The 25,942-nt window shown below is 37.6% G+C and carries 22 protein-coding genes; 12 read left to right on the forward strand and 10 right to left on the reverse strand.

Annotated elements, in window-relative coordinates; genetic code table 11:
- Positions 1-216 precede the first annotated feature (216 nt).
- Entirely contained in the window at positions 217-2,169 is a 1,953-nt protein-coding gene (locus HQN86_RS11860) for a KUP/HAK/KT family potassium transporter (RefSeq protein WP_172661197.1), read from the reverse strand.
- A 211-nt stretch (positions 2,170-2,380) separates the two neighbouring features.
- Between HQN86_RS11860 and HQN86_RS11865 the strand changes: the two genes are divergently transcribed.
- The 4 genes from HQN86_RS11865 to bcp all read left to right on the forward strand — a co-directional run bounded on the left by HQN86_RS11865 (position 2,381) and on the right by bcp (position 5,793).
- The gene (locus HQN86_RS11865) at positions 2,381-2,902 is read left to right on the forward strand and encodes a T9SS type A sorting domain-containing protein (protein ID WP_246269574.1); all 522 of its coding nucleotides are present in this window, start codon (positions 2,381-2,383) and stop codon (positions 2,900-2,902) included.
- An 89-nt stretch (positions 2,903-2,991) separates the two neighbouring features.
- Positions 2,992-3,603 carry a fumarylacetoacetate hydrolase family protein gene (locus tag HQN86_RS11870; protein ID WP_172661198.1) on the forward strand — a complete coding sequence of 204 codons (612 nt, stop codon included), beginning with the start codon at positions 2,992-2,994 and terminating at the stop codon, positions 3,601-3,603.
- 5 nt (positions 3,604-3,608) lie between these two features.
- On the forward strand, positions 3,609-5,330 hold the full coding sequence (locus HQN86_RS11875; protein ID WP_172661199.1) for a M23 family metallopeptidase: 1,722 nt from the start codon (positions 3,609-3,611) through the stop codon (positions 5,328-5,330).
- Between the two features lie 4 nt (positions 5,331-5,334).
- Entirely contained in the window at positions 5,335-5,793 is a 459-nt protein-coding gene (bcp, locus tag HQN86_RS11880; protein ID WP_172661200.1) for a thioredoxin-dependent thiol peroxidase, read from the forward strand.
- On the opposite strand, the gene HQN86_RS11885 is transcribed toward bcp, so the two are convergent.
- The 4 genes from HQN86_RS11885 to HQN86_RS11900 all read right to left on the reverse strand — a co-directional run bounded on the left by HQN86_RS11885 (position 5,785) and on the right by HQN86_RS11900 (position 12,278).
- Positions 5,785-7,869: a response regulator gene (locus HQN86_RS11885; protein WP_172661201.1), complete on the reverse strand. Its 2,085-nt coding sequence runs from the start codon at positions 7,867-7,869 to the stop codon at positions 5,785-5,787. The two genes, bcp and HQN86_RS11885, sit on opposite strands and share 9 nt — an antisense overlap.
- A 197-nt stretch (positions 7,870-8,066) precedes the next feature.
- On the reverse strand, positions 8,067-9,344 hold the full coding sequence (locus tag HQN86_RS11890) for a sugar MFS transporter (protein WP_172661202.1): 1,278 nt from the start codon (positions 9,342-9,344) through the stop codon (positions 8,067-8,069).
- Between the two features lie 250 nt (positions 9,345-9,594).
- Positions 9,595-10,374, reverse strand: a complete 780-nt coding sequence (locus HQN86_RS11895; RefSeq protein WP_172661203.1) for a FecR domain-containing protein — start codon at positions 10,372-10,374, stop codon at positions 9,595-9,597.
- A gap of 62 nt (positions 10,375-10,436) precedes the next feature.
- Positions 10,437-12,278 carry an ABC transporter ATP-binding protein gene (locus HQN86_RS11900; RefSeq protein ID WP_172661204.1) on the reverse strand — a complete coding sequence of 614 codons (1,842 nt, stop codon included), beginning with the start codon at positions 12,276-12,278 and terminating at the stop codon, positions 10,437-10,439.
- 290 nt (positions 12,279-12,568) lie between these two features.
- Between HQN86_RS11900 and HQN86_RS26975 the strand changes: the two genes are divergently transcribed.
- Entirely contained in the window at positions 12,569-12,751 is a 183-nt protein-coding gene (locus tag HQN86_RS26975) for a pirin family protein (protein WP_262889297.1), read from the forward strand.
- 11 nt (positions 12,752-12,762) lie between these two features.
- Here the strand turns inward: HQN86_RS26975 and HQN86_RS11910 are convergent, their stop codons facing one another.
- Positions 12,763-13,314 (reverse strand): RNA polymerase sigma factor, encoded by a 552-nt coding sequence (locus HQN86_RS11910; RefSeq protein ID WP_172661206.1) that lies wholly within the window; start codon positions 13,312-13,314, stop codon positions 12,763-12,765.
- Between the two features lie 297 nt (positions 13,315-13,611).
- Between HQN86_RS11910 and HQN86_RS11915 the strand changes: the two genes are divergently transcribed.
- From HQN86_RS11915 to HQN86_RS11940, 6 genes are all read left to right on the forward strand, one after another.
- On the forward strand, positions 13,612-14,478 hold the full coding sequence (locus HQN86_RS11915; protein ID WP_317171712.1) for a transketolase: 867 nt from the start codon (positions 13,612-13,614) through the stop codon (positions 14,476-14,478).
- Positions 14,479-14,592: 114 nt separating this feature from the next.
- Complete coding sequence (locus tag HQN86_RS11920; protein ID WP_048903308.1) at positions 14,593-15,552, forward strand: transketolase family protein; 960 nt, start codon at positions 14,593-14,595, stop codon at positions 15,550-15,552.
- Between the two features lie 27 nt (positions 15,553-15,579).
- Entirely contained in the window at positions 15,580-16,140 is a 561-nt protein-coding gene (locus HQN86_RS11925; RefSeq protein ID WP_172661208.1) for an RNA polymerase sigma factor, read from the forward strand.
- A 34-nt stretch (positions 16,141-16,174) separates the two neighbouring features.
- Positions 16,175-16,702 (forward strand): hypothetical protein, encoded by a 528-nt coding sequence (locus HQN86_RS11930; RefSeq protein ID WP_172661209.1) that lies wholly within the window; start codon positions 16,175-16,177, stop codon positions 16,700-16,702.
- Positions 16,703-16,714: 12 nt separating this feature from the next.
- A complete protein-coding gene (locus HQN86_RS11935) occupies positions 16,715-17,161 on the forward strand; it encodes a hypothetical protein (protein WP_172661210.1) in 447 nt (148 codons plus the stop codon).
- Between the two features lie 35 nt (positions 17,162-17,196).
- Entirely contained in the window at positions 17,197-18,390 is a 1,194-nt protein-coding gene (locus HQN86_RS11940; RefSeq protein WP_172661211.1) for an aspartate aminotransferase family protein, read from the forward strand.
- Here HQN86_RS11940 and HQN86_RS11945 read toward each other — a convergent pair.
- The 4 genes from HQN86_RS11945 to HQN86_RS11960 form a co-directional block, all read right to left on the reverse strand.
- The gene (locus HQN86_RS11945) at positions 18,387-19,307 is read right to left on the reverse strand and encodes a DUF58 domain-containing protein (RefSeq protein ID WP_172661212.1); all 921 of its coding nucleotides are present in this window, start codon (positions 19,305-19,307) and stop codon (positions 18,387-18,389) included. The genes HQN86_RS11940 and HQN86_RS11945 overlap by 4 nt on opposite strands.
- A 62-nt stretch (positions 19,308-19,369) precedes the next feature.
- On the reverse strand, positions 19,370-19,690 hold the full coding sequence (trxA, locus tag HQN86_RS11950; RefSeq protein ID WP_048907690.1) for a thioredoxin: 321 nt from the start codon (positions 19,688-19,690) through the stop codon (positions 19,370-19,372).
- A 150-nt stretch (positions 19,691-19,840) separates the two neighbouring features.
- Positions 19,841-24,268 carry a DNA polymerase III subunit alpha gene (gene dnaE, locus HQN86_RS11955; protein WP_172661213.1) on the reverse strand — a complete coding sequence of 1,476 codons (4,428 nt, stop codon included), beginning with the start codon at positions 24,266-24,268 and terminating at the stop codon, positions 19,841-19,843.
- Positions 24,269-24,362: 94 nt separating this feature from the next.
- Complete coding sequence (locus tag HQN86_RS11960; protein ID WP_172661214.1) at positions 24,363-24,845, reverse strand: lipocalin family protein; 483 nt, start codon at positions 24,843-24,845, stop codon at positions 24,363-24,365.
- Between the two features lie 148 nt (positions 24,846-24,993).
- Between HQN86_RS11960 and mdh the strand changes: the two genes are divergently transcribed.
- On the forward strand, positions 24,994-25,932 hold the full coding sequence (mdh, locus tag HQN86_RS11965; protein ID WP_172661215.1) for a malate dehydrogenase: 939 nt from the start codon (positions 24,994-24,996) through the stop codon (positions 25,930-25,932).
- Positions 25,933-25,942: the final 10 nt, after the last annotated feature.

The raw sequence follows: 25,942 nt of genomic DNA on the forward strand, positions 1-25,942 counted from the left end.
AAAATATTGCCCAACGATACAATATTTTCAAAATAAAAAAATATTTATTAAAAATAATTCCACAATTTGAGAATATATCTCTACATTTATAATTGTAAAAAACAAATGGTATTCAAGGACTTGATTACCATTTAAATTGCCCTCCTAATTATCCCTATAATTGTCTGGTTGGAAGGCCGACAATAGAGGCTCCTCCCCGGAGCCTTTTTTGTACAATTAAACCGGAAGCCTGTTAAGCTCTATATCATCAGGAGTTACAAAGATTAATGGAACTTTCTCTACATCCACGTAACTTGAGTCAAGGCCAAAACTTCGCTCTTCGGATAAGCTCAAACGCTTCAACACAAAGTAGTAGTCCATTATTGAGCGCTCATAGAAACTCAGTTTAGAAAACTTAGATAGATGTTTTTCTAAGAGTACAAATCTAAAGTCACCAGCAATCTTATGTTTATTTAAAGACGTATACTGGCTTGTAATATCAACCTCACCATTTTTCACCAGATCTTCAATCACTTTTCGGTATAAAAGATTAACTCTTTGTTCCACCCTAAATCCGAGCTTAAAATCAATACGGATAAGCTTTCCCGGAATCAGGAATTCTACTTTATAATCCCGGGTAAATGGTTCATCAACAACGTCAACATGCACGAGCCAATAAACATCAGCTCGCTTGGGTTCTTTCTGGATAATTGAGTAAATAATCTTTGATTCTATTTCTGTTTTAAAATTGGCACTGGTAAGGTATACCAATTGGGAAGAATATTTTGGAACGGAAATATCACTACTTAGTTCACTTATTATCTCAAAATAATCCTCTATTTCAACATATTTAACAAACCGGTTTTTTATCTTCCTGGCAACATACCAACTCCACATTACAGTAAACAACGCAGATCCAATCAATACCGTTACCCAACCTCCATGGAAAAACTTCGCCATATTTCCTATCAGGAAGGTAAGTTCGAGTAAAATATAAATTACTAAAAAAGTTCCAATTACATATATCGGAACCTTTTTACGCTTCATATAAGCTGCAATCAATATCGTAGTAGAAAGAAAGGTTAGGTTTATAGCCAAACCATAAGCGCCTTCCATTGCCCCTGAGCTTTTAAATATCAATACAATTCCGATACAGCCCGCCCAAAGAATCCAGTTAATAGAAGGAACATAAATCTGTCCCTTTTGATTACTTGGATAATTGATTCTAACTTTTGGCCAAAGATTTAACCTTACTGCTTCAGATATTAAAGTAAAAGAACCAGTAATCATCGCCTGACTGGCAATCACCGCTGCGCAAGTTGCAAGTGCAACCATAAACAACAGATATTCGGATGGTACTATTTCAAAGAAGGGATTCAAAGTGGTGTTGTAATTGCCATGTTGCAACACCCAAACACCTTGTCCAAGGTAATTAAAAATCAAGGTTGCTTTTACAAAAACCCAACTAACGCGAATGTTTTTTCTTCCGCAATGCCCCATGTCTGAATACAATGCCTCGGCTCCTGTAGTACATAAAAACACCCCTCCTAATATTAATAAAGCCATCGGATTATTCACCAACAGTTCATAAGCGTAATATGGATTTAATGCTCTTAGAATACTTAAATCCTGCACAACATAAAGAAGACCTAATAATCCAAGTGTGCTAAACCACAGAAACATAACTGGACCAAATAGCTTTCCTACCAAATCAGTCCCGAATTGTTGTATTACAAACAATGCAGTAATGATAGCAAGAACTATAGGAATTACCGATACAGAAGGAAATTTCAATTGCAAGCCTTCAACAGCAGAGGTAACTGTTATACTTGGCGTAATGATACCATCAGCCAACAAAGCACAACCACCTATGATTGCAGGAATAACAAGCCACTTTGCATTTTTACGAACAAGGGAGTATAAAGAAAAAATACCACCCTCACCCTTATTATCCGCTTTTAATGTAATAACAACATACTTTACAGTAGTCTGCAAGGTTAAAGTCCATATGATACAAGACAAAGCACCAAGCACAAGATTTACATCAACATTTTGCCCACCATTAACCACTGAATTAAAAATGGCTTTTAAGGTATAGAGAGGAGAAGTTCCAATATCACCGTATACGATCCCTAAACTTACAAGTAAACCTCCTGCGGTGAGCGCACTTAAATTCTTTTGACTCGACACTTATCTTATTTTGTTTTGGTGGGTAAAATTACAGTAATTCTTATGTAAATGCATTGTTTTCTGACTTTTTTGAACCCCAACATGTGGTATTTACGCCACAACTTTAGGGTCTCCAAACGTTAATACTTGTTAAATATTGTTAAATATTTTTTTATTGAACAAAATGATTGATTTTTTTGTTTTATTATTTATATTTTTGGCAATACCAAACATGAGCAAGAAACACAGAATAGCGCTTCTCTTTCATATCTCCTGCATAATTTGCATGGGTGTCTTTGGCAGCGTTAATGTTTTTGCGCAAAAGTCTGACAGTACAATAAACAGTGCCAGGGCAAAGAGAATTAACAAAACACCACAAATCAAGGTCAACATACCAACGTACAAGCCCAAATACAACTTAGGATTTATACAATATAATGATGTGATCTCTAATGCAAAAGTTGTTCCAACCACTCAAACTAAACAAGATAAAATCCTTACTGTTTTAAAAGTTTATCCTAATCCTGTTGACGATCAGGTAAATTTAATGCTAAGACTTGATCGTGAGTCAAATCTTTCTGTTAAAATTATGGATTTGCTGGGCAATGAAGTTGTAACGCTTTCAAATGAGCGCATTTCCTCTGGGGAACAAACCAAAAGCTATACTATCCCCAATCGTTTAAATCCAGGTATCTATTTTTTAAAAATAGTAGCAGGGTCTGAAACAGTAGTAAAACGCATTTCAGTTTTATAGTCAACATTTAATCAATCTTCCTAATTGTTTCGTCTGTATAGAATGTATAATTTAGCAGCGGTTAGTGTTATTCACAAAACATAATACAAATGAAGGTAATCGCTATAGGCCGTAATTACGCCGCGCATATTAAAGAGCTAAATAACCCAACGCCGGAAAATCCGGTTATATTTCTAAAACCAGATACCGCAGTATTAAAAGACAACAAACCTTTTTATATACCAGATTTTTCTTCAGACATACACTACGAACTTGAAGTGGTTTTGAAAATTTGTAAAGAAGGCAAATATATTTCTGAAAAGTTCGCTCCCAATTATTATGAGGAAATGGGCCTCGGCATAGATTTTACTGCGCGAGATATCCAGACGCTACATAAAGAGAAAGGTTTACCCTGGGAGTTAGCCAAAGCTTTCGACAATTCTGCTGTCATAAGTACTTTTGTTCCTAAAACCCAATTCACAAACATATATGACCTCGACTTCGAGCTAAAAATCAACAATGAGACCAGGCAAATTGGCAATACTAAAAATATGCTCTTCCCGTTTGAGAGAATAATTGCCTTTGTATCTAAATACATTACATTAAAAAAAGGTGATCTTATTTTTACCGGTACGCCGGAAGGCGTTGGTAAAGTTCTGCCAGGTGATAAATTAGAGGCGTGGTTAGCGGGTCAGCAACTACTTAATTTCGATATAAAATAGCATTGATGATTAAACTGAACTTAACACTAATACTTGTTGCTCTTTCAGTAGTATGCTTAAAAGGACAACAAGTATTCAGCGGCAACAAATACCCACTAGTGGATTTCAGGGCTCCTCTAGACATTACACCACCGGCTCTGGCCGGCTCATTTGGAGAATTAAGGGCTAACCACTTTCATTCTGGCATGGACTATCGGACCAATCAACGAGAAGGCTACCCCGTATATGCCATTGCAGATGGATATATCTCCAGGCTTCGGGTACAGAACAGCGGCTTCGGCCTTGCCCTTTACATTAATCATCCAAATGGTTACACTTCTGTTTATGGCCATCTTCAACGCTTTAGCCCTAAAATAGCACAACAAGTAAAAACCATTCAATATCAAAAGAAGAGTTATGAAGTCGACTCCTTTCCTAACTCACTGCTTATACCAGTGCACAAGGGAGATGTTATTGCTTATTCTGGCAATACAGGAAGCTCGGGTGGCCCTCACCTTCATTTTGAGATCAGAGACACTAAAACAGAAGCTACAATCAATCCGCAGCTATTTGGTCTAGAAATACCAGACAACATCCCCCCTGTGCTTTATTCCATGTATGTTTATCGTTTAAATAAGAAACCATTTAACGAATTTACACCTAAACAATACTTTCAGATTAGTGGAGCCCCCGGCAATTACCACCTTAACAAAGTAACCACAATCAATTTAAGCGGTGAGGTTGGCTTTGGTATTGTTGCCACCGACAAACACAACGGTGCTTCGGGAACAAATGGTGTTTATTCTATTCAGCTCGAGATAGATGGCAAACCTGTTTATACTTCGGCTCTTGAAAAATTTCAGTTTGATAATAGCAGGGGAATCAACTCGCATATAGATTATCCAACGTTTATAAACACTAAAAGAAATATTCAGAAAAGTTTTGTTGATCCAGGCAATCCTTTAAATATCTACAGCAATCTGATAAATAATGGCCGGGTAGAATTCACTGACGGCAAGCTACATCAGGTAAAGTATATTATATCAGACGCAACGGGCAATAAAAGTGTTCTGTCATTCAATGTGCAGGCCGATGAAAAAGCTATAATAAACAGCCCTGAGCCCTCTGCAGGTACTCATTATTCATATGCTACGCTCAATGAATTTAACAACCCAGATGTAAAGGTAATCCTTCCAAAGGGCACGCTCTATAATGATCTTAACCTTATATACAAGACCTTACCAAAACCGTTAACAAATGCATTCTCGAATATACATCAGATTCATAACCCTTTAACTCCATTGCATTCGGGATTTGAAATATGGATTAAAGCAGACAGTTCAATTAACAAGTACAAAGAAAAGGCCCTTATCGTAAGTACTTCAAGATCGTCACAAGGCGGATATTATGAAAATGGATATGTAAAAGCCAAACCACGCACCTTTGGAAGCTTCTTTATAGCCATAGACACTATTCCACCAAGCATAATCCCCTTAAATATATCAGATGGGAAAAGCATGGCTGGAATAAGTAAAATGTCATTCAAAATCAGAGATAACTTATCCGGAATTAAGAGCTTTAATGGCTATATTGACGGAAGATGGGTATTAATGGAGTTTGACACCAAAACAGCTTCTTTATGGCATACATTTGATGACACTACGCCTCCGGGCAAACATATGCTGGAGGTGATTGTTTCAGATATGAAAGACAACATCAAAAATTATTCAATTTCTTTTTATAAATAGCATTATGAGTGAATTAAAAGAAGGCCAAAAGGCCCCGAATTTTACTGCGAAAGACCAAGATGGCAACAATGTTTCCTTATCACAATTTATCGGAAAAAAAGTAGTACTCTACTTTTATCCTAAAGATGACACCCCAGGTTGTACTGCAGAAGCGTGTGATTTCAGAGACAATTATCAGGGACTAACAGCCAAAGGAATTGTAGTATTGGGCGTAAGTGTTGATGACGAAAAATCACACCAAAAATTTGTTACAAAACACAGCTTGCCATTTACACTCCTTGCTGATACTGATCAAAAAATTGTTGAAGCTTACGGTGTTTGGGGCGAAAAAAACATGTATGGAAAGAAATATATGGGAACCCATAGAACTACTTTCCTTATTGATGAAACTGGCCTCATCTCGCACATCATAAAAAAGGTAGATACTAAGAATTCAACTGCACAGGTTTTAGAGTTACTTTAGTACAGACTTTTCATCTTTATGCTTACTTCCAACAAGATGCTGAATCTTTAAATTTAGTTCATCCGAACTAAAAGGTTTAGAAACATAGTCATTCATTCCAATTGCCAGGCACTTCTCGAGCTCTCCCTGTATGGTATGGGCCGTCATAGCCACAATTGGAATACCTGCTTTTTCTGTGCCCATCCGGCGTATGTATTTAGTGGCCTCATATCCGTCCATTTCCGGCATTTGCAGATCCATTAAAATAATATCAAAATCCTCGCTCTTATATTTTTCTATACCTATTTTCCCATTTTGAGCAATTGTGGTTTCGTATCCTCTCTTTTGCAATACCTTGATAACCAAAAGCTGATTAATTGGATTATCTTCAACAATCAGCACTTTGATTCCCCTTCCAGGCTCTTCTCCAGTATCAGGTCCGGCAGGAATATGGTTATCCTTTTCACGATCATTTATTTTCACAAAAGGCATTCTGAAATAAAACACAGACCCGTCTCCCGGGGTACTTTCCAAGAATATTTTTCCATTCTGTAGTTCAACCAGTCGTTTAACCATACTCAATCCTAAACCAACCCCCCCAAACTTACGTGAAGTTCCACTTGTACCCTGCTCAAACAACTCAAATATTTTCTGTTGCTTTTCGATTGGGATTCCAATCCCTGTATCTTTAATCCTGAACTCAATAATCACATTCTCCTTGGTTTCTTCTATAAGATCTGCAGAAATAACCACCTCGCCTTTTTCTGTAAATTTTATGGCATTGGATACCAGGTTCACAAAAATTTGAGAGAGCCGGATAGAATCCCCAATAAAAATATTTGGTACTCTTGTTCCTATAGAATAGCTTAAACCAATTTTCTTAAACTTGGCATTAGATTCCACATAAAGACAAGCATCTTTAATTACATCCCTAACTTTTAACGGTTGTTTAATAAAATCAACATCCTCATTACCAAGCCCGGAAAAATCCAAAATGTCATTTAATATCCTCATTAAATGATCGGCAGATTTTATAATCATCTCAATTGCCTCAAGATGTTCTTTATCAACCAGGGACTCTCTAATATAGCTCGCAAACCCTTGAATACCGTTCATAGGAGTCCTTATTTCATGGCTCATATTTACAAGGAAAACGTGCTTGGCTTTCTCAGAAGATTGAGCTCTATGCCGCTCAGTTACAAGTTTAGCTTCCGTAACCTTTGATTCTGCTACTTTATGTTCCAAGGTCTCAATCATTTCATTAAATGCATTAGCTACCCTTCCAATTTCATCATTTGCAAAAATCTTTACGCGGGTGTCAAGTTGCCCTTTCTTTACAAGTTCGGCCCCCTCTACGATAACATCCAGGCCTTTTTTAATACTTTTGTTTATAGATATGGCAATAACAATGCTAGTTGTACCAATGGTTATCGAAAGCGCCAGAACCAATTTAAGCACCATACTTTCTAACCATCTTGCGCCTTCTCCAAGTGTATAAGAAAACCCATCTTCTAAAATGGTAAGCTCAGTATTAAGTCTTTCAATTTCGTTTAGCAAAATTTTTATCTTTTCCTTATCTATCTTTGGAGCCGTAATCAACGCATGAAGTTCCTCACCAATCGTAAGAAGCTCATCTAAAACCGGCTCAGCTTTTTGCCATGCAACAAAGGCTTTATTCAAGTAATACACCTTACTAAATCTCTTGGTGAGGCCAATCATATTATCAATATCGGCTGGATGATTTCTGCCTTGCAAAAAAACCGCTCTTACTGCCTCCAGATCAGGATTTGCCTTTCCCATTTCTATTCTGGCAATTTTATCACCAAAAGGAACCTTTAGAAATTCTTTAAAAGCGTGATAATTCTTTTCATCATAAGTGTAGCCATACTCCCTGAGGTTCAGAATAGCATTCTTCTGCGATTTGGACCATAGTCCTTCCCCACCGACGTAAGATCTAACTGCCGACAGTGTCGTAATTGAGAACCATAAAGTGCACAACTCTACTATAACCAAAAAAGTGATTATACCAATGGTAAAATATAGTTTTCTGGATATAGATATATCATTGAGCTTCTTTCGTAACAAGGAAATAAGCATAACTAGAATTTTAATCAAATGTAAAACCCTAATTTTTTACATTTTTTTTTTAAAAATAATCCTTTTAACCTGAACAAGGCACCTATTTGCCTCATTCATTTTGTTCAAAAAACAGCCTATTTCCATTGTCATAAATGAATAAACACAAAAAAAAGGCTATCTTTTCGGACAGCCTTTTTCTTCTTTATACTTTATTCTTAAGATTTAATCTTATGTCCGTATACGGCAAAGAACCATATATATAAATAACAAGGTAGCACACTCACAAAGAAGGCAAGCTGGAAATGCATATGTGCATAATCCTTAAGGTAGCCATAAATCAATGGCCAGATCGCTCCACCTGCAATACCCATAATCATGATTGCCGATCCGGTTTTAGTAAACTTTCCTAATCCTTTAATGCCCAAAGGGAAAATAGCAGGCCACATTAATGAATTTGCCAGCCCCAAAAGTCCAACAAAAATTACTGAATAGTAACCGGTGGTTACATAAGCGGCACAGATAAATATTACACCCAAAATTGCACAGATTTTTAATGCAGCCTGTTGACTGATGTATTTAGGAATAGCGATAATCCCTATCACATAGCCAACCAGCATACTGGTTAATGTAAGTGTTGTAAAGTACTTGCTAATGTCGGCACTGATCCCTAAAGCTTTACCATACACTCCAATTATATCGCCAGCCATAACCTCCGCAGCCACGTAAACAAAAATACAGAAGGCTCCTAAAAATAAATGTGGAAATTGGAAAATTGAAGTCTTTGTCGATTTTACATCATCACCTTCAATTACCTCTTCCTTATCTACATCCACTTCAGGCAGGTGAGAGTATTTAATGAACAATGCAAAAGCAGTAAATACAATTGCTAAAACAATGTAAGGTGTATAAACGCGACCTAAAACCTCGGCTAAAAGGGCTTCTTTTTCAGCAAGGGTAGTTGCTGCATCATTAATTTTGGCTTCAATACCAGACGCATTTTTAAGAAACAAGGTACCCATAATAATAGGTACAATAATGCCGGCAAATTTATTACATAACCCCATTATACTTATGCGTTTCGCCGCACTTTCTATCGGACCTATAATACTAATATATGGATTTGAAGCAGTTTGCAACAAAGATAGAGCAGCACCTTGGATAAATATACCTGTGAGGAACAGACCAAAACTTCTTGAACTTGCAGCCGGGATAAAGATTAAAGAACCGAAAGCCAAAATAAGCAATCCAATAATGATACCATTTCTAAAGCCCAGTTTTTTAAGAATCCATGATGATGGCAATGCTAAAAAGAAATAAGCAATATAAGAAGCAAATGTTACCAGAAAGGCTTCAAAGTCAGTTTTCAAACCACAAGCCAGTTTCAGAAAGGGTATTAATGTGCTGTTGGCCCATGTTACAAAGCCAAAAATGAAAAACAGAGCCCCAATAGTTACAATGGGCGAAATTACAGTCGATTTTGTTTGGTTGGTCATAATTAGGTTAAGGTTGTTTAGGTTTTGTTTACTGTTTTTGTTTTTTTGTTAAAAAATTTTTGACTTTACTCTCTAAAAGTATAAAAATATACAACAAGTTACTAGCATAGCCATTCATTAAACCAAAGTATGCTATTTACACTTAATATTTGCTCATTTTGTTTGCGCAAACGTTTGTGTATCCTATCAATTACCATGTTATTAAAAAGTTGTGGTGCTATTTGGGCAGGACAGCCAAATTGGGGAAAAACTATCGATACCGAAGTTCAACCATGATCCTTCTGCCTTCAATCTTAAATTTAGCGGGACCGGTTCTTTCGAGCTTATTGAGTAATGAATAGATATTACTGAACCTGTAGGTGGAGCCGGTGTATAAGGTTTTACCAATATTGCAATCGGCATATATTACATCTACATCATACCAGCTTTCAATCCTTTTCATGAGAGATTCAAGAGTTTCATTCTTGATGGTAAAGAAACCTTGTTTCCAGGTTATCGCTTCTTTTATATTTATATTATAAACATGGGTATTCTTATCAACAAGGGCTGAATGCGGGCTTGGTTTTAAAATCAAGGATTGATCGTTGGCTCTTAATATTTTAGATCGGGGCAATAAATTGGCTTGCGAATCATTACTTTCAATTACGCTTTTATTATTAAGGTAAATAAAAAAGCCTGTAGAAAGTGCTAAAAGAATAATGGCGGTGGCTCCATATTTTAAGAATTCATAATCCCATTTCTTTGTCAATTCAGGTTTTGGAGAAATATATACTTGATCTTCAGTAGGTATACGATCGCCATATTTTTCCATAAAGTTTGCAAATGCCGCAGGTGCGCTTGTAAAACTTCGCATCTCCATTAGTTCAGCTTGTCTATAAGACGGATCCGTCAGCTGATCAAACAAAATCTTGTTTGTCTTGCTTTCAGATATCCATATCTCCAAATCACGCTCATCAATTGCGTTCAGCTCCCCTCTGATCTGCTTACCTATGATGGACACTATTCTTTTAATTTGCTCTTCTGATTGCATCCTTTTTCGATTGATGCTATTATTACGATGCGAAAACTCAATCGTACTAATCAAATCTTTTTTTACCTATATCCCATTGCCTGCAGATCAAACAATTCAGCATACCTTCCTTTCTTAAGGATCAATTCTTCATGACTGCCGATTTCTATCAATTGACCCTTCTCTAGTACAAGTATTCTATCGGCCATGCGCACAGTAGAAAATCGGTGAGAGATCAGTACAGCAGATTTCCCTTTTGTTAATTCCGCAAAACGTTGAAAAACCTCATATTCAGCCCTCGCATCAAGGGCCGCTGTTGGCTCATCAAGAATTAAGAGCTGTGCATCCTTCATATACGCTCTGGCCAGAGCTACTTTTTGCCACTCACCACCAGACAACTCTACTCCTTGAGAAAAGCGTTTACCAAGCATCTGATCGTAATGAAAAGGGAGCTTTTCTGCCAGTACATCTGCTAAGCTTTGTTTTGCTGAATTTTCTACCAGAGCTCTATTATCCTGTTCTTGTATATTTCCAACTGCAATATTTTGCGCAAACGTCATTTGGTAACGGAGATAATCCTGAAATATAATACCAACGTTCATCCGCAATTCGTCCAGGTCATATTCTTTTAAATTCACCCCATCTAGCAATATCCTACCCTCTGTTGGGTCATAAAGCCTTGCCAGTAACTTAACCAATGTAGTTTTGCCAGAGCCGTTCTCTCCTACCAATGCAAGCTTCTCATCAGGATGAAGTGTAAAGCTTAAATGGCGGTTAGCCCAACGTTCTGAATGTGCATATTGAAACCCGACATCTTCAAACTTAAAACCTTGTCTAATGGGATTCGGGAAGGGCTTAGCCTGTGGCAAATTTCGGATTTTAGGCTGGATTTCAAAAAACTCAAAGAAATCACTAAGATAAATAGCTCCCTGAGAAACTGCTGTAAAACGTAACAACACGCCTTCAATTAACGAGCGCATCTGTCTGAACGAGCCTGCCAGAAATGTAAGTTCACCAATAGTAATACTTCCACTAATGGTTCTATATATAATATATATATAAGCAAGATAATATCCTGTACTTCCTAAAAAGGCAAAAAAGGTGCCCCACACAGACCGCTGTAAAGACAATTGCTTATTCTCTGTATAAAATCTTTCTGAGAGGGTTTTAAAACGGCTAATGATAAAACCGGAAAGATTAAATACCTTAACTTCTTTTGCCGTTTCGTCGCTAGCACCCAGATAGCGAACATAATCAAGTTCTCTTCGTTCAGGTGTTCTCTTTCTTGAAAGGGCATAACTCTGATCATTAAAATATGATTCACCCAAAAATGCAGGGAGAATAGTAACCAATAATACAACTATGAGCCATGGATTAAAGGCAACTAATCCTACTGCAAGAAATCCCATGGTAATCAGGTCCTGGATCTGACTCATTACCTGCGATAATAGCACAGTACGGCCCACCGTTTGCTGCCTTGCCCGCTCCAGTTTATCATAAAAGATCGAATCTTCAAACTGGTCTAAATCTAAAGTTGCGGCGTGGTTCATGATCCTTACTGACGTATAATTGGAAAACAAATCACCCAATAAACCATCCATCAAATTAATAGCACGGCTCAGAATATCAGTTAGTATAGCTAATCCAAACTCCAACGCCACCAGTTTCCACAGATATTCTTGTGAATGGCTGGTTCCGTCATTGCTTAAGTGCACTACTTCATCAATGATATGCTTACCTACCCAAAGGATAGCGAGAGGCATAATTGATCTTGCCATTCGCAGGGCAAAATTGCCTATCGTCATCCATCTGCTGGTTTGCCATACCAGTTCAAAAAACTCTGGCAAATTCCTGAACGCGGCTATCCGCTCTTTAAAAGTTAAAGATTTGATGTTTAAATCTGCAGTCGCTTTTTTAGGATTCAAATGGCATTAAATTTTCACTAAATTAGAAAAAGGAAGTCAATTAAGGTCTTTTATAACAGGAAATCCTCATAATAGTTTAGTTCTAAGCCACCCCTTTTAACCTGCTCCGCATAACTTTCTCCGATTGGGAGTATAATATGACTCAGTTGTATCTTTCTATTTTGAACAGATCTGAGCCGAAATAAAGGAATAATATAACTTCTGTGAATTCGCCTAAATTACTGTTCTGGGATGAACTCTAGTATCTTTTTTAAAGACATTAATGTTAAAACAGGTTTATCATTAGTCAAATGAATCTTTATGTAATCCTCCATACTCTCAATATATCTGGGGCTTTTGAAATTAATGGTCGGTTAATGCACGCGAGAGATGGATTGGCTCTTTGGGATGTAAATTCAATTGAAATAGAAGCTTTAAGTGCCGAAGCGACCTATTCTGCCTTGAATTATTTAATTAGACGCTTCCAAAAGTAACATAAAAAGTACTATACAAGCCTGCCTCTTAGAATGGAGACACCCCTGGTTTTCTGATTTTTAACCGTTTGAACAGAAAGTCCAAGCTTTTCTGCAATCTCTTCGTTACGAAGCCCCTCAATATAACTCATAGAAACAATTCTACTACATTGTTCTGGCAAACCATTAATTTCGAGGTAAATATCCCTTAAAACCTCGGAACGAATCATTTCATAAATAAAATCTGGTTCCTGATCTCCAATCCGCATCGCAAAATTCAATTGCCTTTCTTTAGCATGATTATTCTTGCTAAGATGGTCCATACAGGTACGCTTGGTAACCATATACAAATACGATCTCAAATGCTCTGAACAACTGATATGATGATTGCATTTCCAAAGTTTCTCAAAAACCTCTTCAACGATGTCCTCGGCTTCCTGCACATCAAACACATACTTGTTCGCAAAATAACATAGAGAAGAAAAATATTTCTTAAATACGTGGCCAAAGGCCCGCTCGTTCCCCTCACTGAGTTTAACGAAAAGATCTGATTCACTCCAATATTTTAATTGGTTGGCATGCATCTATTTCTTTGTTTGGTATGCAACTAACATAAATATAAACAAATATTTTCTAAATGTTAAAAAATTATTTTTCAATTGTCGGCATAGTTTAATATTACACCCTTTCAGTTTAGATCAACAAAAAACAATTTAGTAGTAGCTAAAACAAGTATTTTCTGACCTGCGTTTTTTTGCCATGTCTTTTAATATTCCTTTTTATTATTATCTGAGTATTTTTTAAAATATAAGCCCTATAATTGGAATATTTATTTTAACTGTGCGCATGAATGCTTGCGCAGTTTTAGTTAAGTTTGTCATATTAATCAACAACCCCAATTAATGAAACATACAATCAAAGAATTAGAAGATATTGCTTCTCAGGTAAGAAGGGATATTGTTAGAATGGTACACGGCTGCCAATCTGGTCACCCGGGAGGGTCTCTAGGCTGTGCAGATTTCTTTACCGCACTGTATTTCGAGGTAATGAACCACTCTACTGATTTTACAATGGATGGAAAAGGCGAAGATTTGTTTTTCCTTTCTAACGGACACATTTCGCCTGTTTTCTATAGTGTTCTGGCCAGGTCAGGATATTTCGACATTAGTGAACTGGCAACTTTCAGAAAATTAAATTCAAGGTTACAAGGTCACCCCACAACTCACGAAGGACTTCCAGGCATTAGAATTGCCTCTGGATCTTTAGGTCAGGGAATGTCTGTTGCTATCGGAGCAGCCCTTGCAAAAAAATTAAATAAAGATCACTCGGTTGTATATTCTTTACATGGTGATGGAGAGTTACAGGAAGGTCAAAATTGGGAAGCGATTATGTATGCTCCTTTTAATAAAGTAGATAACCTGATCTCTTCGGTTGATTATAACGGACAGCAAATTGATGGTCCTACTGAAAAAGTATTATCTCTTGAAAATCTACAGGCAAAATTTGAAGCTTTTGGATGGCATGTGATCAATTCTGATGGCAACGACATGGATTCTATAGTTAAGGCATTGCATTATGCTAAATCACTATTAGGAAAAGGTAAGCCAATCTTGAATTTAATGAGCACCCAAATGGGTGCAGGTGTTGATTTCATGATGGGATCGCATAAATGGCATGGTGTTGCGCCAAACGACGAGCAACTTGCACTAGCTCTTGCCCAATTACCAAGTACGCTAAAAGATTATTAAATAGCTTTTAATGAAACCCTGCGTAGCAAGCTTGAACACCATTAACTAAAAATAGAAAACTCGTGAAAACCTGCGCAGCAAGCTTGAACACAGTTAAACAAAAATAGAAAACTCGTGAAAAAATATACATACACTGAAAAAAAAGATACCCGCTCTGGTTTTGGAGCAGGATTACTTGAAGCAGGTAAAAAAAATCCTGAAGTAGTAGCACTATGCGCAGACTTAGTGGGCTCTTTAAAAATGGATGCCTTTATTAAAGAATTCCCTGAACGCTTTTTCCAGATCGGCATTGCTGAGGCAAACATGATTGGTATTGCAGCCGGTTTAACCATTGGCGGTAAAATTCCTTTTACAGGAACTTTTGCCAATTTTTCTACAGGCAGGGTTTATGATCAGATCCGCCAATCGGTAGCTTATTCTGACAAAAACGTAAAAATATGTGCTTCCCATGCTGGCTTAACCCTTGGAGAGGACGGCGCAACTCACCAGATTCTTGAAGACATAGGTTTAATGAAAATGCTTCCTGGCATGACTGTAATTAACCCTTGTGATTATAATCAAACAAAAGCTGCTACTATTGCTATAGCTGAGCATCATGGACCAGTTTATCTGCGTTTTGGTCGCCCTGTAATCCCTGTATTCACCGATCCTGATCAAAAATTCGAAATCGGTAAAGCATGGATGGTAAATGAAGGTACTGATGTAACCATTATTGCTACCGGACACATGGTTTGGAAAGCCATTGAAGCTGGTGAAAAATTAGCAGAAATGGGAATTGATGCTGAAATCATCAATATCCACACCATTAAACCTTTAGATGAAGCAGCAGTTCTGAAATCTGTAAAGAAAACAGGATGTGTGGTTACTTGCGAAGAGCACAATAAGTTTGGCGGATTAGGAGAAAGCATTGCAAGATTACTTTCAACTGAGCTTCCGTCTCCTCAGGAATTTGTTGCTGTTAACGACAGCTTCGGGGAAAGTGGTACTCCTGATCAGTTAATGACTAAATACGGATTAGATTCAATTAATATTATTGAAGCAGCTCAAAAAGTAATTAAAAGAGCAAAAAAATAAATTACCTATCCAACCAAAATAGAATAAATGAAGCAGGTTGAAGATTCAGAGATTTTAGAGAAGTTCTCAAACACAAAAACTCGAGATGAAGCCTTTAACCTGCTTTTAAATAAATATCAACAAAAAATTTACTGGCACATCCGACGCCTGGTAATTGATCATGACGATGCGGATGATCTGGTACAGGATGTGTTCATTAAGGTTTGGAAAAATCTCGATTCTTTCCGCAGCGACTCGCAGCTTTATACCTGGATATACAGGATTGCTACCAACGAATCTATCACCTTTCTCAATAAAAAGAAACAAAGAAACAATACTCCTTTAGACGAGGTATCTGATGAACTGGCAGAGACCCTGATAGCTTCATCTTATTTTAATGGGGATAAAATACAGCTAAAACTACAGCAAGCATTATTAACTTTACCTGAAAAACAAAGACTTATATTTAATATGAAATATTTTGATGAACTTAAATATGAGGAAATTTCGGAGATCACTGGCACCAGTGTAGGTGCTTTAAAAGCCTCTTTTCACATAGCTGTAAAAAAAATTGAAGTTTTTATGCTAAATGAAGACATTACCTTTTAAACCTTTTGGCGATTAATGCATCAATACATTTGTAATGAAACAAGATTTTGAAAACGATGAATGGATGAAGGGAGTTCGGGAAACCGGGTTTACTACTCCTGCGCATTATTTTAATGAATTGAGCGAAAGTATCAATGCCAGAATTAGTACTGAAAAATTAAAATCTGTTATTCAAAATGATGGGCATACTGTACCAGATCATTACTTTGAAAAATTGCAAGCCAATATTTTAGCAAAAACAGTAGGTGAAACAAAACCAATTGCAAAACCTAAAGTTATACGCTTATGGAATTCCAATCTCGTTAAGTACGCTTCGGCAGCCTGCTTTTTATTAATAACTGGCGTAGGTTTGTATTTCAACCAACAGCAAAGTCCTGCGCAACAAACAGTTTCTTCAGATTTGGCCACAGAGCAAATGTTATACGACATAGATGAGCAAGTAATTATAGATCACATTAGCAGTACCGATATTACACAGCCTAAGTCCACAGTAGCAGATACTGATTTAGAAAATTATATACTAACTAATTATTCGCAGAATGAGCTTGCAACAAGTTTATAATTTATAGAAGAAATGAAAAATTTAACCATTATAGCATTCCTTTTCGCATTTCCATTTCTTGCAATGGCACAAAAGCCAGATGACAAGAAACGCGAAGAAATTGAATCTTATAAGATTACTTATTTAACGCAAAAACTTGAGCTTTCAGCTGAAGAAGCTAAGATCTTCTGGCCAATCTACAATGATTACCAAAAAGAACAATCCCAACTGCGTAAAGAACGTGGACAAAAGATGATCAGTTTCAGAAAAATGCCCGAAATTGATGAACTTTCTGATAGCGAAGTGCAAACACTTATTGTTAATGATTTTAGCTTTAAACAAAGAGAACTAAACCTCGACAAGAAATATTACGCAAAACTAAAAGCGAGCTTACCCATTAAGGTTATAGGAAAATACTATAGAGCACAGGAAACCTTTAAACGCGAACTACTATCAAGATACCGTAATAAAAGGCCTTAAAAAGGTGTGTAGCAAAATAATTCTTAACTTTGTGTATGCTTACACAACGTCAGTTATTTCTTCAACATAACGCTCAAACCACATTAGAACCTCTTCTTTTAGAATTCAATAAAGCCAGCGGAATGTATCTTTATGATACTGAGGGCAAAAAATACCTCGACTTAATTGCCGGCATTGGCGTTAGCAATGTTGGCCATTGTCATCCTGCCGTTGTGGAAGCAGTAAAAAATCAGGCCGAAAGTTACATGCATATCATGGTATATGGCGAGTTTGTTCAAAGTCCACAAGTCAATTTTGCCAAAGCCCTTGCAGATGTTCTTCCTGCCAATTTAAATTGTACTTATTTTGTAAATTCCGGAGCAGAAGCCGTGGAAGGCGCAATGAAGCTTGCAAAACGCTATACAAATCGTACAGAGATTATTTCCTGCAACAATTCCTATCATGGCAGTACTCAAGGTGCGTTAAGCTTAATGGGCAATGAGGAGTTTAAACAAGCCTACCGCCCTTTATTACCTCATATTAAATTTATTGAATACAACTCCCTAACTGATCTGGATCTCATCACTACAAATACCGCAGCAGTATTTATTGAAACCATACAGGGTGAAGCAGGAATTAGAATTGCCGATAAAGCCTATTTTAAAGCGCTTAGAGAGAAATGCACTGCTACCGGTACATTATTAGTGCTTGACGAAATACAATGCGGTTTTGGACGAACTGGTAAACTATTTGGCTTTGAACATTTTGACATTGTACCTGATATTCTTTTACTGGCCAAAGGTATTGGTGGCGGCATGCCTATCGGCGCCTTTATCAGTTCAAAAGAGATCATGATGACTCTGGCAACCAACCCGATACTTGGCCACATTACAACCTTCGGCGGTCATCCTGTTAGCTGCGCCGCTGGCCTGGCAACATTACAGACCATTCTTCACGAAAATATTGTTGACGGGGTAACTGAAAAAGGTGAGCTATTTAAGAAATTACTGGTACATCCGGCAGTAAAGGAAGTGCGTGGTAAGGGTTTAATGATTGCCATCGAGTTTGAGAATTTCGAAACAAACAAAAAGATCATTGATGCTTGCATTGCTGATGGCGTAATAAGCGACTGGTTTTTACATTGCAGCAACTCTATGCGTGTAGCCCCTCCACTAATTATCAGCAACGAGGAAATTGAATACGCCTGTTCTGTTATTTTAAAGAATACCGAACTGGCAACAAATCCTTAGCTCATCTTTTGTCTTTTAATGAGGTAGGCCTGCAATATGGGATAAAACCCGGCAGAAATATCGGCATCAATCATATCGATCTTATATTGAGTGCACTTAAGCTGAATAGCTTGTCTATAACTGTTCATTTTTAACAGATACGATTCTTTTACTTTGGATGTATGCGCCTTAAGAGTGGCACCGGTTTCCATGTCTACAAACTCATAGGGTCTGTTCTCAAAGCCGAAATCTACTTCCTTTGATTTATCGGTAACATTAAAAATAATTACTTCGTGCTTGTTAAACTTTAAATGTTGCAGTGCAGAAAACAACGCTTCAGTTTCGTTCTCATCCTGCATGGTATTCAGCATATCACTAAAAACTACCACTAATGAGCGTTTATGAATCAATTCCGCTATCTGATGCAATGCCTGATCTACATTAGTTTTTACATCCATCTTTTGAGATTTTAATATCCCTTCCAGATGTGTAAATAAATATTTTTGATGTGTCGTAGTAGATTTCGCCGGAGTATTTAATAATAAATGATCTGTAAAAAGACTAAGACCAAAGGCATCACGCTGCCGTTTTAATAAGTAAATTAATGCTGCAGTGGCTTGTATCGAAAAATTGAGCTTATTGTATTCGTTTACCGGAAAATACATAGAAGATGATACATCTATGATAAACTGGCAACGAAGGTTGGTTTCCTCTTCGTACCTTTTACTGAACAGTTTATCTGTTCTGGCAAACAGTTTCCAGTCAATATTCTTTACACTATCACCCACATTGTAAAGCCTGTGCTCTGCAAATTCAACCGAAAAGCCATGAAATGGACTCTTATGAAGACCGGTAATAAAGCCTTCTACCACCTGTCGGGCAAGAAGTTCTAAATTACTGTTAAAGTGTAAGGATTGTTCATCAAACGGCGATTGCATATTGTAAATATAAAAAAAGCGTTCATAAGTTATGAACGCTTTTTAAACTAGTATATGTTGAGTTATAATAACTGCTTATCTAATTTCTGTGCTAATACAGATTTCGGAACTGCACCAACTTGCTTATCTACAACCTGACCGTCTTTAAAGTACAACAATGCAGGAATGTTGCGGATTCCGAACTGAGTTGAGATCTGAGGGTTGTTGTCTACATTCACTTTACCCACGATTGCCTTTCCTTCGTATTCTTTTGAGATCTCATCCACTGATGGTCCAACCATGCGACATGGACCACACCATTCTGCCCAAAAATCAACCAAAACGGGTTTATCTGATTTTAATACAACTTCCTCGAAGTTTGCATCTGTAATTTCCAAAGCCATAATTCTTATTTTTATTTTATTTTTTTCTATTGAAATCAGCGGTTAAAAGCCTGTGGCATAAACTCTGTGAGTATAAACTTATCAGGCTATTGCTGATGCAAATATATAATCAATTGTAGTGCCATCTACTTTACTAATGCCAAAATGACATTAGTTCAACTTAGGATGAACATCCAAACTCTGCAATTGTTCTAAAAGTTGATTACTAGGATTGATTTTAACCGACTTAGAAGGCATTTTAATGTTCACATTCTGTTCCCTATCATAAACCTCAAAAAGTAGCTGGCAATTTTGTTGATCAGTATTGGCCTTATTGTCTTCTAATATCGCATTAATTTGAGTCATAAAGTCATCGTCTATCCTTTCAAGCGGTACCTGAATTGTTACAGACTTGGCTAACTTATCCCTTAATTCCGAAAGCAGGTTAATCGAAGTGATCTTAAACTCCCAATCGCCCTCTTTTCTAAACCGTTCTCCAACCCTTCCGCGAATCTGCAGAAAATAACCATCAGTAAGAAACTGCTTAAATTTAATGAAATCATCACCAAACAAAGCAAGCTCACAGCTGTCATCATAGTCTTCAAAAACCATAGTTCCAAAAGGCTTTCCGGTTTTGGTCATCCTTTGAGCTGCCACCACTACCAATCCTCCTACAACTAATTCTCTGTTTTTTATCCCTTCAAACTCTGCAAGTACCTCTTCATTTGTATCACCAGTTCTTATTTTGTTAACCACAGAAAGATGCTTAACCTTTTGCTGGCAAAATTCCTTTAATTCTAAACGATAATTATCAAGTGGATGGCCACTCAGAAATATCCCAATAGCATCCTTTTCAAATTTCAACCGATCAATTAAACTCCATTCCGGTGCAACAGGAAGTGATGGTTCTGAAATCATATCGGCAACCGAACCTCCAAATAGAGACGATTGAGATGAGGATTCATTATTTGAAAAATCGTTGGCAAACTTGATAAGCTTCTCAATACCGTTCATTTTCTCATTTAAACCCACAAAAAAGTACTGTGCACGATGATAACCGAAGCCATCAAATGCACCACTATAAACAAAGCTCTCATATGCTTTTTTGTTTACAGTACGAGTATTGGATCTTTTAGCAAAATCATGAACATCTTTGTACATACCATTAACATTACGCTCTTCGATAATACTTTCTACCGCCTTATCACCAACTCCCTTAATACCAGATAAACCAAAACGAATTTCACCTTGAGTATTTACAGAGAACTTAATGTCCGACTCATTAACATCCGGGCCTAGTACCTGAACTCCCATTTGTTTACACTCTTCCATAAAAAAGGCAACCTGTTTAATGTCACTCATATTGTTTGACAGCACAGCAGCCATATATTCGGCCGGATAATGAGCCTTTAAGTAAGCCGTTTGGTAAGCAATCCATGCATAACAGGTAGAGTGCGATTTGTTAAAGGCATAGGATGCAAATGCTTCCCAATCTTTCCAAATCTTTTCAAGCGTAGCGGCGTCGTGTCCTTTCTCTGCGGCCTGGGCTACAAATTTAGGTTTCATCTTATCCAGTACATCCTTTTGTTTTTTACCCATTGCCTTACGCAAAACGTCGGCTTCACCTTTGGTAAAACCTGCAAGTTTTTGCGATAAAAGCATCACCTGCTCCTGATATACGGTAATACCATAGGTTTCCTTTAAATATTCTTCGCAGGCATCAAGGTCATACTTAATCTCTTCTTCTCCGTTTTTCCGGCGCACAAAGCTTGGGATATACTCTAAAGGTCCAGGACGATACAGCGCATTCATGGCAATTAAGTCGCCAAAAACAGTAGGTTTCAGCTCCTTCATGTATTTCTGCATTCCGTTGCTCTCGTACTGGAAAATACCTATGGTTTCTCCCCGTTGGAAAAGCTCATATGTCTTTTCATCATCGATAGGGAAATTATCAGGATCAAGATCTACCCCATGGCCGAGTTTAACAAGCTTTACTGTATCCTTAATAAGGGTTAGCGTTTTTAACCCCAAAAAATCCATTTTTAACAAACCCGCACTTTCCACAACAGAGTTGTCGAACTGCGTTACATACAGATCAGAATCCTTAGCTGTAGAAACAGGAACGAAGTTCGTAATATCATCAGGCGTAATAATTACCCCGCAAGCATGTATACCTGTGTTACGTAATGATCCTTCCAGAATCTGTGCCTGAAGAATGGTTTCGGCACTTAGGTTTTTAGCTTCAGATAATACCTTTAATTCTAAAACCTTTTCATATTCATCTGCTCTTAAAGCACCTTTTAAAGTCTTTTCATCAAGCGTAAATATTTTGGCAAGCTTCATATTAGGTATGAGCTTGGCTATTTTATCAGCTTCAAAAAGTGGCAGATCCAGTACACGTGCAGTATCTCTGATCGAAGATTTTGCCGCCATGGTACCATAAGTAATGATCTGAGCAACCTGGTTTGATCCATATTTTTTAATTACATAGTCCATTACCCTGCCACGGCCCTCATCGTCAAAGTCGATATCAATATCGGGCATGGATACACGATCCGGATTCAGGAAACGCTCAAAAAGGAGGTCATATTTAATCGGATCTATGTTGGTGATCCATAAGCAATACGCAACCACCGATCCCGCAGCTGAACCACGACCAGGTCCAACAGAAACATCAAGGTTTCTTGCTTCAGCAATAAAATCCTGTACAATAAGGAAATAGCCTGGATAACCTGTTTTTTCGATAGTCTGCAACTCGAAATCAAGTCGCTCAATAATTTCCGGTGTAAGCTCGCCATACCGTTTTTTAGCACCTACATAAGTTAGATGACGCAGGAATTTGTTTTCTCCACGTTTTCCTCCATCTTCTTCATCCTCGGCAACTAGAAACTCTTCGGGGATATCGAACTTAGGCAAAAGAACTTCACGGGCGAGTTTATAGATCTCAATTTTATCTACAATAGACTGTATGTTTAAGATTGCTTCAGGAAGATCAGCAAAAAGTGCCTTCATCTCATCCGAAGATTTGAAATAGTATTCCTGATTAGGCAAACCATACCGAAAACCTCGGCCACGACCTATTTGTGTAGCTTGTTTCTCACCATCTTTTACACAAAGTAAGATATCATGCGCATTTGCATCCTTTTTACTAATGTAATACGTATTGTTGGTAGCAACAATTTTCACATCATGCTTGCGCGCCAGGGAAACAAGAGAAACATTTACAATATTCTCATCATCCTGATTGTGACGCATAAGCTCGATGTAAAAATCGTCGCCAAATTGTTCTTTCCACCATAGCAAAGCTTCTTCTGCCTGACGCTCTCCAATATTCAGTAATTTACTGGAAATCTCTCCATAAAGATTTCCTGATAATACGATAATATCTTCCTTATACTGTTCAATAACCGCTTTATCTATCCTTGGAACATAGTAAAAACCTCTGGTATAGGCAATGGACGACATTTTTGCCAGATTATGATAGCCATTTTTATTTTTGGCCAGCAATACCATCTGATAACCATCATCTTTACGTTTTTTGTCTTCATGGTTCTCGCATACAAAAAACTCACACCCAACTATTGGTTTTAAAACAACATCAGTAGGTTCCTCTCCTTTTTCTACAGCAGCAGCATTTTTAGCCTCTATGGCTTTATTATGATTGAGTACCTGGGTTACAAAATGAAAGGCTCCCATCATATTTGCATGATCGGTCATCGCTACAGCTGGCATTTTCTCGGCGGCCGCCGCCTTTATAAGCGCAGGAATATTAATGGTCGACTGTAGAACAGAAAACTGCGTATGGTTATGTAAATGCGCAAAAGAAGCGTTTTTAAGCTCTTCTTTATTACCTGCGAGTTCCTGTTTAGAAGGTCCACCGCTGGTTTTTTGCAACCTTTTCCTGATATCATCAGAGGCCGACTTAAGGTTTATATGTGTTAAACCGATGCGGTTTATTACCCCTGGGTTCTTTTCTTTAAAAAGACGTAAATAGTTCTGGTCTGTCTGTAACTGATCAGGTCGGAAGGCATCAATTTTGAGAAGTTGAAAAAAGCAACGTGTGGTTGCCTCTACATCGGCAGTAGCATTGTGTGCTTCCGAAAATGGCTCACCAAAAAGGTATTCGTGAAGTTCCGTTAAATTAGGTAGTTTAAACCTGCCTCCTCTACCCCCGGGAAGACGCAACAGCTCGGCCGTAGTTTCTGTACAGGTATCAAGAACAGGCATCTGTGCCATCGGACTTTCTACACCCATCCTATGAAACTCGCATCCCATAATATTAACGTCGAAACCAATGTTCTGACCTACAATAAATTTTGCCTTAGAAAGTGCAATATTAAACTTCTCTAACACCTCCTGTAATTCAATTCCTTGTTCCTGCGCAAGTTCAGTTGAAATGCCGTGAATACGTTCGGCATCATAAGGAATATTGAATCCGTTAGGATTTACAAGATAATCCTGGTTTTCGATAAGATTACCAAACTCATCATGAAGCTGCCATGCAATTTGAATACACCTGGGCCAATTATCTGTATCAGTAATCGGGGCATTCCAATTGCGTGGTAAACCTGTAGTTTCGGTATCAAAAATCAAATACATATTGTAATCAAATTACTCGTTTCGGAATTCAAGAATGGAAGTCCAAAAATAGGTATTTTTTGACTGTGATGTAAGGTGTTTCTAAATTTTAAGATCAGGCTAGTGCTGCATCAGCACAAGAAAGAATGTGATGTTCCTGAGAAACAAGCTTTGAGGTATCATAACCGCGCTGCCCACACCTGTCAATAATTTCTGCAAGTAGTTTATCAGCCATGCCCGGTTTACGCGATAGAATAGAAAGATGCCTGTGCTTAGGATGCCCAACCACGGCATACGAATAATCATCGGCCAGTTCCACTACCCAATAGTCAACTTTAAAAGGCCATACATATTGAGCCTTTAAAATAGCATTATTACTGCCCCTGGTTACAAAAAGTTTTGATCGGGTATATCTTTGCTCATCAGTCCCAACAACTTTATATGTTGTAAATACAGCATAGTAACCATCGGGGTGTATTACATAAGTTTCGGTAGTTTGATACCAGTCTTTATCCATAATAGTAGGTATGGAACATAGCGAATACCATTTGCCTGCATAAGACATTATATCAACTTTTTGTACTGGTATATTTTCCATAAGCCCCCCTATTTTTTCACTCGATTAGCAAATGTAAATTCTTTATCATAAAACCAGCAATAAAGAATAAAGTTTTAAAAACCATTTTTTAAACTCATGTATTTTTCTAACTTCGAAGGGAAGGTAACATATGTAAAAAACTATATTTATGAAGATAACGGTTGTAGGTGCAGGTGCCGTTGGCGCTACCTGTGCAGATAATATTGCCAGAAAAGAATTAGCTGAAGAGCTAATTTTACTGGACATTAAAGAAGGTTTTGCAGAAGGCAAGGCAATTGATATGATGCAAACGGCCGCTCTATTAGGCTTTGACACTAAAATTACCGGTGTTACCAACGATTATGCCAGCACGGCAGGATCTGAAGTTGTGGTTATAACTTCGGGCTTACCACGTAAACCGGGCATGACTCGCGAAGAGTTAATTGGAATTAACGCCGGCATTGTAAAAGGCGTTGCCGAAAATATCTTAAAACACTCTCCTGACACCATTATCATCGTGGTTTCGAACCCGATGGACACCATGAATTATCTCGCCTTAAAAACTTCAGGACTACCTAAAAACCGTGTAATAGGAATGGGTGGTGCTTTAGATTCATCAAGGTTTAAATATTACTTAAGTCAGGAATTAGGCTGTTCTCCAGCTGACCTGAATGCCATGGTTATTGGCGGTCATGGAGATACAACTATGATTCCTTTAATTAACCATGCCACCTGGAATAGCATCCCTGTTACTCAATTCCTAAGCAAAGAGCAACAAGAAAAAGTTGTTGCCAGCACCATGGTAGGCGGTGCTACTTTAACTAAACTAATTGGCACATCGGCATGGTACGCACCCGGTGCAGGTACTGCTGCAATGGTTGAAAGCATTGTACGCGACCAGAAAAAACTGATCTCATCCGGCGTGTTCCTTGAAGGAGAATACGGACAAAAAGATATTTCATTGGTTGTTCCGGTAATTCTTGGTAAAAACGGTGCCGAAAAAATACTAGATATTAAATTAAGTGATACTGAACAAGCTACATTTAACAAAAGTGCTGATGCTGTTCGTAACATGAATGACGTACTTTATGAAATGAAACTCGTTTAAACGAGGGTAT

Source organism: Pedobacter panaciterrae (assembly GCF_013204795.1).
GTDB lineage: Bacteria > Bacteroidota > Bacteroidia > Sphingobacteriales > Sphingobacteriaceae > Pedobacter > Pedobacter panaciterrae.

Bases quoted from the DNA above. Each gene is read 5' to 3' on its own strand.
- dnaE (WP_172661213.1), bottom strand. From the start codon at position 24,268: ATGTATTTGATTTTTGATACCGAAACTACAGGTTTACCACGCAATTGG.
- HQN86_RS11890 (WP_172661202.1), bottom strand. From the start codon at position 9,344: ATGACCAACCAAACAAAATCGACTGTAATTTCGCCCATTGTAACTATT.
- HQN86_RS11945 (WP_172661212.1), bottom strand. From the start codon at position 19,307: ATGCAATCGCCGTTTGATGAACAATCCTTACACTTTAACAGTAATTTA.
- HQN86_RS11870 (WP_172661198.1), top strand. From the start codon at position 2,992: ATGAAGGTAATCGCTATAGGCCGTAATTACGCCGCGCATATTAAAGAG.
- HQN86_RS11910 (WP_172661206.1), bottom strand. From the start codon at position 13,314: ATGCATGCCAACCAATTAAAATATTGGAGTGAATCAGATCTTTTCGTT.
- HQN86_RS11875 (WP_172661199.1), top strand. From the start codon at position 3,609: ATGATTAAACTGAACTTAACACTAATACTTGTTGCTCTTTCAGTAGTA.
- bcp (WP_172661200.1), top strand. From the start codon at position 5,335: ATGAGTGAATTAAAAGAAGGCCAAAAGGCCCCGAATTTTACTGCGAAA.
- HQN86_RS11935 (WP_172661210.1), top strand. From the start codon at position 16,715: ATGAAAAATTTAACCATTATAGCATTCCTTTTCGCATTTCCATTTCTT.
- HQN86_RS11865 (WP_246269574.1), top strand. From the start codon at position 2,381: ATGAGCAAGAAACACAGAATAGCGCTTCTCTTTCATATCTCCTGCATA.
- mdh (WP_172661215.1), top strand. From the start codon at position 24,994: ATGAAGATAACGGTTGTAGGTGCAGGTGCCGTTGGCGCTACCTGTGCA.
- HQN86_RS11925 (WP_172661208.1), top strand. From the start codon at position 15,580: ATGAAGCAGGTTGAAGATTCAGAGATTTTAGAGAAGTTCTCAAACACA.
- HQN86_RS11895 (WP_172661203.1), bottom strand. From the start codon at position 10,374: ATGCAATCAGAAGAGCAAATTAAAAGAATAGTGTCCATCATAGGTAAG.
- HQN86_RS11960 (WP_172661214.1), bottom strand. From the start codon at position 24,845: ATGGAAAATATACCAGTACAAAAAGTTGATATAATGTCTTATGCAGGC.
- HQN86_RS11930 (WP_172661209.1), top strand. From the start codon at position 16,175: ATGAAACAAGATTTTGAAAACGATGAATGGATGAAGGGAGTTCGGGAA.
- HQN86_RS11940 (WP_172661211.1), top strand. From the start codon at position 17,197: ATGCTTACACAACGTCAGTTATTTCTTCAACATAACGCTCAAACCACA.
- HQN86_RS11885 (WP_172661201.1), bottom strand. From the start codon at position 7,869: ATGCTTATTTCCTTGTTACGAAAGAAGCTCAATGATATATCTATATCC.
- HQN86_RS26975 (WP_262889297.1), top strand. From the start codon at position 12,569: ATGAATCTTTATGTAATCCTCCATACTCTCAATATATCTGGGGCTTTT.
- trxA (WP_048907690.1), bottom strand. From the start codon at position 19,690: ATGGCTTTGGAAATTACAGATGCAAACTTCGAGGAAGTTGTATTAAAA.